At 43.5% G+C, this 5136-nt stretch carries 4 protein-coding genes and 1 pseudogene; 3 read left to right on the forward strand and 2 right to left on the reverse strand.

The window, feature by feature from the left end; translation table 11 throughout:
• Both FQV37_RS10870 and FQV37_RS10875 read left to right on the forward strand, forming a co-directional pair.
• Window positions 1–1025: pseudogene (locus FQV37_RS10870) on the forward strand (IS256 family transposase); the annotation flags it as partial.
• Window positions 1026–1143: 118 nt separating this feature from the next.
• Window positions 1144–1578 (forward strand): COG4315 family predicted lipoprotein, encoded by a 435-nt coding sequence (locus FQV37_RS10875; RefSeq protein ID WP_068037304.1) that lies wholly within the window; start codon window positions 1144–1146, stop codon window positions 1576–1578.
• A 104-nt stretch (window positions 1579–1682) separates the two neighbouring features.
• Here the strand turns inward: FQV37_RS10875 and FQV37_RS10880 are convergent, their stop codons facing one another.
• Both FQV37_RS10880 and FQV37_RS10885 read right to left on the reverse strand, forming a co-directional pair.
• Window positions 1683–2510, reverse strand: coding sequence for a GNAT family N-acetyltransferase (locus FQV37_RS10880; protein ID WP_157822716.1), 828 nt, complete (start codon window positions 2508–2510; stop codon window positions 1683–1685).
• A gap of 314 nt (window positions 2511–2824) precedes the next feature.
• A complete protein-coding gene (locus FQV37_RS10885) occupies window positions 2825–3757 on the reverse strand; it encodes a LysR substrate-binding domain-containing protein (protein WP_068037308.1) in 933 nt (310 codons plus the stop codon).
• A gap of 226 nt (window positions 3758–3983) precedes the next feature.
• Between FQV37_RS10885 and FQV37_RS10890 the strand changes: the two genes are divergently transcribed.
• Window positions 3984–5066 carry a YeiH family protein gene (locus tag FQV37_RS10890; protein ID WP_068037311.1) on the forward strand — a complete coding sequence of 361 codons (1083 nt, stop codon included), beginning with the start codon at window positions 3984–3986 and terminating at the stop codon, window positions 5064–5066.
• Window positions 5067–5136: the final 70 nt, after the last annotated feature.

Genomic DNA, 5136 nt, shown 5'->3' on the forward strand with positions numbered 1-5136 from the left:
CAGTAGCTTTGAGCCTGTACTTGTCAGTAAGCATCAAACCCGTATTTCAGGTCTTGATGATAAAATCATATTTCACTACAGGCATAGCCTTACGTCTTGCGCTTCGGGCAAGTGTCTCCCAGACACTTGCTGATCCTCGCTCATACGCCAAAGGTCAAACCACCACTGAGATCGTAGAGAGCATTAAAGAGCTCTACGATGTCGACATCTCAAGCTCTCTTGTCTCAAGAGTCACCGATAACATATTAGAGGACATCACCGCTTGGCAGAACCGGCCGCTGAGCAGTGTTTATCCTATCGTCTATTTAGACTGCATTGTCATTAAAGTACGTCAAGACAAGCAGATCATCAACAAGGCAATCTATCTGGCCTTAGGCGTTGCTCTTGATGGTAAAAAAGAGCTGCTTGGCATGTGGCTATCAGAGAACGAGGGCGCTAAATTCTGGCTTGGTGTTCTCACTGAGCTACAAAACCACGGGGTTCAAGATATTCTTATTGCCTGTGTAGACGGCCTAAAAGGCTTCCCTGATGCCATTAATACGGTCTACCCTAACGCTCAGGTTCAGCTGTGTATCGTGCATATGGTGCGTTACTCCATGAAGTTTGTACCATGGACGGATAAAAAGGCCGTAGCAGCTGATTTAAAGGCCATCTACGGTGCTGATACGCTTGAGATGGCAGAGGCCAACCTTGAGCACTTTGATGAAGTATGGGGCAAAGAGTACCCGCATGTCATCAAGTCTTGGCGCAATAACTGGGAGGGCTTAACGGTGTTCTTTGAGTACCCTAAAGACATCAGAAAAGTCATTTATACCACCAATGCGATAGAGTCGCTAAATAGTGTCATTCGAACAGCGGTGAATAAGCGTAAGGTGTTTCCCTCTGATCAAGCCGCCTTCAAGGTGGTCTATTTGGCAACTCAACAGGCATCGTCAAGGTGGTCGATGCCGATTCGTAACTGGACGGCGGCTCTTAATCGCTTTATAATTATGTTTGATGATCGTATCAGTAAGCATTTAATCTAAATGGCAGTTACACAGAATCTGGGATGGGCTCTTGCTGGTATCATTAATTTCGAGCTAAACCTATGACTTTTGCAAGAGGTCTACTGACTAATCATTTTCTAAGAATAAGGAAGTTACTATGAAGCGTATTATGATGTTATCTGCACTAAGTGGTGTTTTAGCGCTTACAGGCTGCTCGACAATGGATAAAGTATTTGGCACTAATATGTCAGGAATGAATGATAACCAGATGGTTAGTAGCAGCGCCGTACCAGTGACTAGTAGAAACGGTATGCTGGTTGATTCTACTAATTACATGACGCTATATACCTTTGACAAAGACACTGCCAATAAGTCGAACTGTACAGGTGATTGTTTAGCGGCTTGGCCAGCACTTACCGCCCCTAACAATGCCAAAAGCGTCGGTCAGTTCTCGACTTTTCAGCGTGATGACGGTACTTATCAGTGGGCTGCCAATAACATGCCGTTATACTTCTTTGTAAAAGACACTAAAGCTGGAGATGCAAACGGCGATAATGTAAAAGGCGTTTGGCATATTGTTCCAACTCAATAAAGCCCAATATATTGTAGAGACAAAAAACAGCAGCTATAACTAGTTATAGCTGGTGTTTTTTTATAGTGATACTGTCTGCAATAATACTTTTTAATACTACCTTATTAAGCAGGTCTGTTCGCCTCATCTTCAGAAGCAAGTGCTGCCTTTTTCCTATATAAAGGAAAGAAGTCAGAATTCAAATCTTCCTCGCTCAGACCAACCTTGGCTACCAATTCGGCATATTTCTCTGGGTTGACAATGAGTCTATAGGTTTTAAAATCAAACTCCTCAGAGGGGGAGCTAAAGCCTTTTTTATATTTGTATAGTGAGTCGAGGCTAGCACCAAGGCCACCGCCAAGGTGAAGTAATTTATAGTTATTTTCCCGCCCCCAGTCTCTTGCCACATGAGTAATCAGTTTAGCAGGCTGCAGTTTTCTATAATCGTCGAGCGTTCCTCCTAAATGATACTGCATAATCCCTGACTCCTCACAGGCAGTGTATAAAGAAGAAGCAATAGGCTTATCTTCTTGATAAGCCGTTATCAACAGCAATCTGCCTTGTAGGTTTTTAGACAAATTATAGTAATAATTGTCATCAAAAAAATAATAATCAGTGGCACCAACATTCGCCATCGTCTCTTCATAAATCTTTGAAAAGATTTTAGCGTTTTCTTCGTCCAACGCTTCAACCTTAGTAGTCACATCCATTTTCATTGCTTTTTTGATGCCACGGCGGTGCTGATTTTGAGTTTCTTGCCAGTATTCTTCTTCAGATTTAGTCAAATCAGAGGCTACTGTTAAGCCATGCTTTATTATTTTGCCAATAGCTGGGGGGCGCTCTCGTTCTTTGTTAATGATGGGATGCAGGCGCATAAACAAAGAGACACAGCCTTCTTCATAAAGAAAATCCTGAAGGCCTTTCAACATAATATCCAGCTCATCAGTGGTCACAGTGTCGTCAACCAGCGGACCGCCATACCCATAAGTAGAAGTGGCATCCCAGTACTTAGCGTCAATCTCTCTTATCATTAAAGGCAAATATATTTTTTTATTATTATAACCCCAGTTCGGGATAAGTGATTCATTAAGCTGCTGATAGTATTGATATTTTCTATTACTCTTGAAGACCAGCTAAGTCTTTGAAGACAGGCTTCTCTATAAACTACTGTCAAAAGCATGACTTTATAAGGTCAGATAATAATTATACAAATAGTATCAACAACTTAAGCACTGGCTTATCCCGAACTGGGGTTTTACTACTAAAATCAATCTTCTGTCAAAATATCAATAAAACTCTGCCAAATGGGGCTTTGATGACGCGCTTTATGCCACACCAGCCACCACGTGCGCGCTAAATCAATACCTGCTACTTTCACCTGCACCAGCTCTGCTTTATCCAATTCTGCTTGAATGACATACTGCGATAAGCAGCCAAGCCCAATATCGGCGCTGACCATATGCTTAATGGCTTCTGACTGCTGAATTGCCATGACAATCTCGGCATGCGGTAGATGCTGCAATAACTGCTCATCGATAATCTGCCGCGTCCCCGAACCCGCCTCTCGTACCAGTAATGGCAGCCTTGCCAATCGTTCAGCGCTGAGCTCATAGCATTTTTCTTTATGGTTATAGTCCATGTTTGCCAGCCATTTACTATGAGATTTAGCAAATACCATCAAGGTATCGGTCCGCCAAGCGCGCTGCTCAATGACTTTCATATCTGTCGGGCGCGGCATACCTTCTACAAGCGCAATATCGATATTTAATTGCTCAACCTCGCCGACCACTTCTTGGGTATTGGCAATATACATATCGATATGGGCATCGGGTAGCGCTTCGTACAATTTGGCAAGCAGCGGTGGCAATACATAATTACCGATAGTCGTGCTAGCACCAATATGAATCTGCCCTGCTTGATGCTTATGATAATGCTCAAGCGTTAAAGCTTGTCCCAAAATCGCTTGTGCCTGTATATAGATAGGATGGGCGTTTGGATGCTGATTGAGCCTGCGCCCGACGCGCTCAAATAGCGGCATTTGTAACCGCGCCTCCAGCTCAGTGAGTGCACTGCTGACCGCTGATTGCGATAAATGCAGCTCTTCACTGGCACGGCTGGTACTGCCAGTTTGATAAATACTGACAAACACTGATAATTGCTTGAGGGTAATCTTTGGTAATACCTGCATGGCTTTTTTCATAATTTCTCTGACACCCTATCTTATTGATACAACCTAAAAACCACCTGTTATTTTAAAAACCCTTTATTATCTAAAAAACCATCTTTTTAGCCCAAAGACTTTTATTAACCTAAAAAATCGATAGTTTTTATCTAATTAATCTGTTTTTATTATAGATTGGTCTGCCTTATAATGTCTATTCATAAGCTTATGCTTATTTCGATTATGGACAATAGGACACTTCGTCATGCACGCCTTAACTAAAACAGTGACCAACTACTTCCCAACCAATCGCCATTTCGCAGGTTTGATAGTGGTGTTTGTCGGTAGCTTATTTTGCTTATGGCTAAATACGAGCTTGGATGTCTGGAGTCACGGGCGCATTATAGGCTTGTCTTCGTTAACGCTAGCGATTTTGATCGGTATGATATTGGGCAATACCGTTTATTCTAGTTTCGCTGAGCAGCTACATGTGGGCGTGACATTTGCCAAAGGTCAAATACTGCGTCTCGCCATCATGTTTTATGGCTTTAAGCTGACCCTAACGCAAGTATCAAGTGTCGGACTGTCTGCGGTGATGAGCGATGCGTTGGTATTGACCTCGACTTTTTTAATCACTTATTGGTTAGGTACAAAATGGCTCAAAGTCGATAAACAAACGACGTTATTGATTGGTGCAGGCGCGAGTATTTGCGGGGCAGCAGCTGTTATCGCCGCAGAGCCAGTGATCAAGGCCGAAGCGCACAAAGTCACTATCGCTGTGGCTACGGTCGTGGTCTTTGGCACCATTGCGATGCTGCTTTATCCGTTTTTATACCATCTTGGTTGGTTGCAACCTTGGCTAAATGCTCAGCAGTACGGGATTTATACGGGTGCCACCATTCATGAAGTGGCGCAAGTCGTCGTCGCTGGTAACGCAGTCAGTCCCGAAGTGGGTGACACAGCGGTTGTCACCAAGATGATACGCGTGATGATGCTCGCGCCGTTCTTATTGGTTTTATCTTTTGCGTTGACCAAAGGCAGTAACGATCAAGGTAACAAACCCTCTGTAATGAGCCGCATTCAACAAGTCAAAGTGCCTTGGTTTGCCTTCATATTCATTGCCATCGTCTTACTGCACACTTGGGTGCCGATGACCGCAAGCTTTGAGCGTAGTATGGTGATACTAGACGATGTGCTGCTCACCATGGCAATGTTTGCGCTGGGTCTAACCACGCATTTGGGCGCTATCAAACAAGCTGGCGTTAAACCCCTTATCTTAGGTGCGATTATGTTTGCTTGGTTAATCGTTGGTGGCGGCTTGATCAATATTGGCATCGCTTCACTGTAAAAAAGCTATTTAACCCCAGTTCGGGATAAGCCACATTGTAACTCATTGATACTATTTACAATGTTGCTAC

The sequence above is a fragment of the Psychrobacter nivimaris genome, from assembly GCF_009812035.1.
In the GTDB taxonomy this organism is placed as follows: Bacteria; Pseudomonadota; Gammaproteobacteria; order Pseudomonadales; family Moraxellaceae; genus Psychrobacter; species Psychrobacter nivimaris.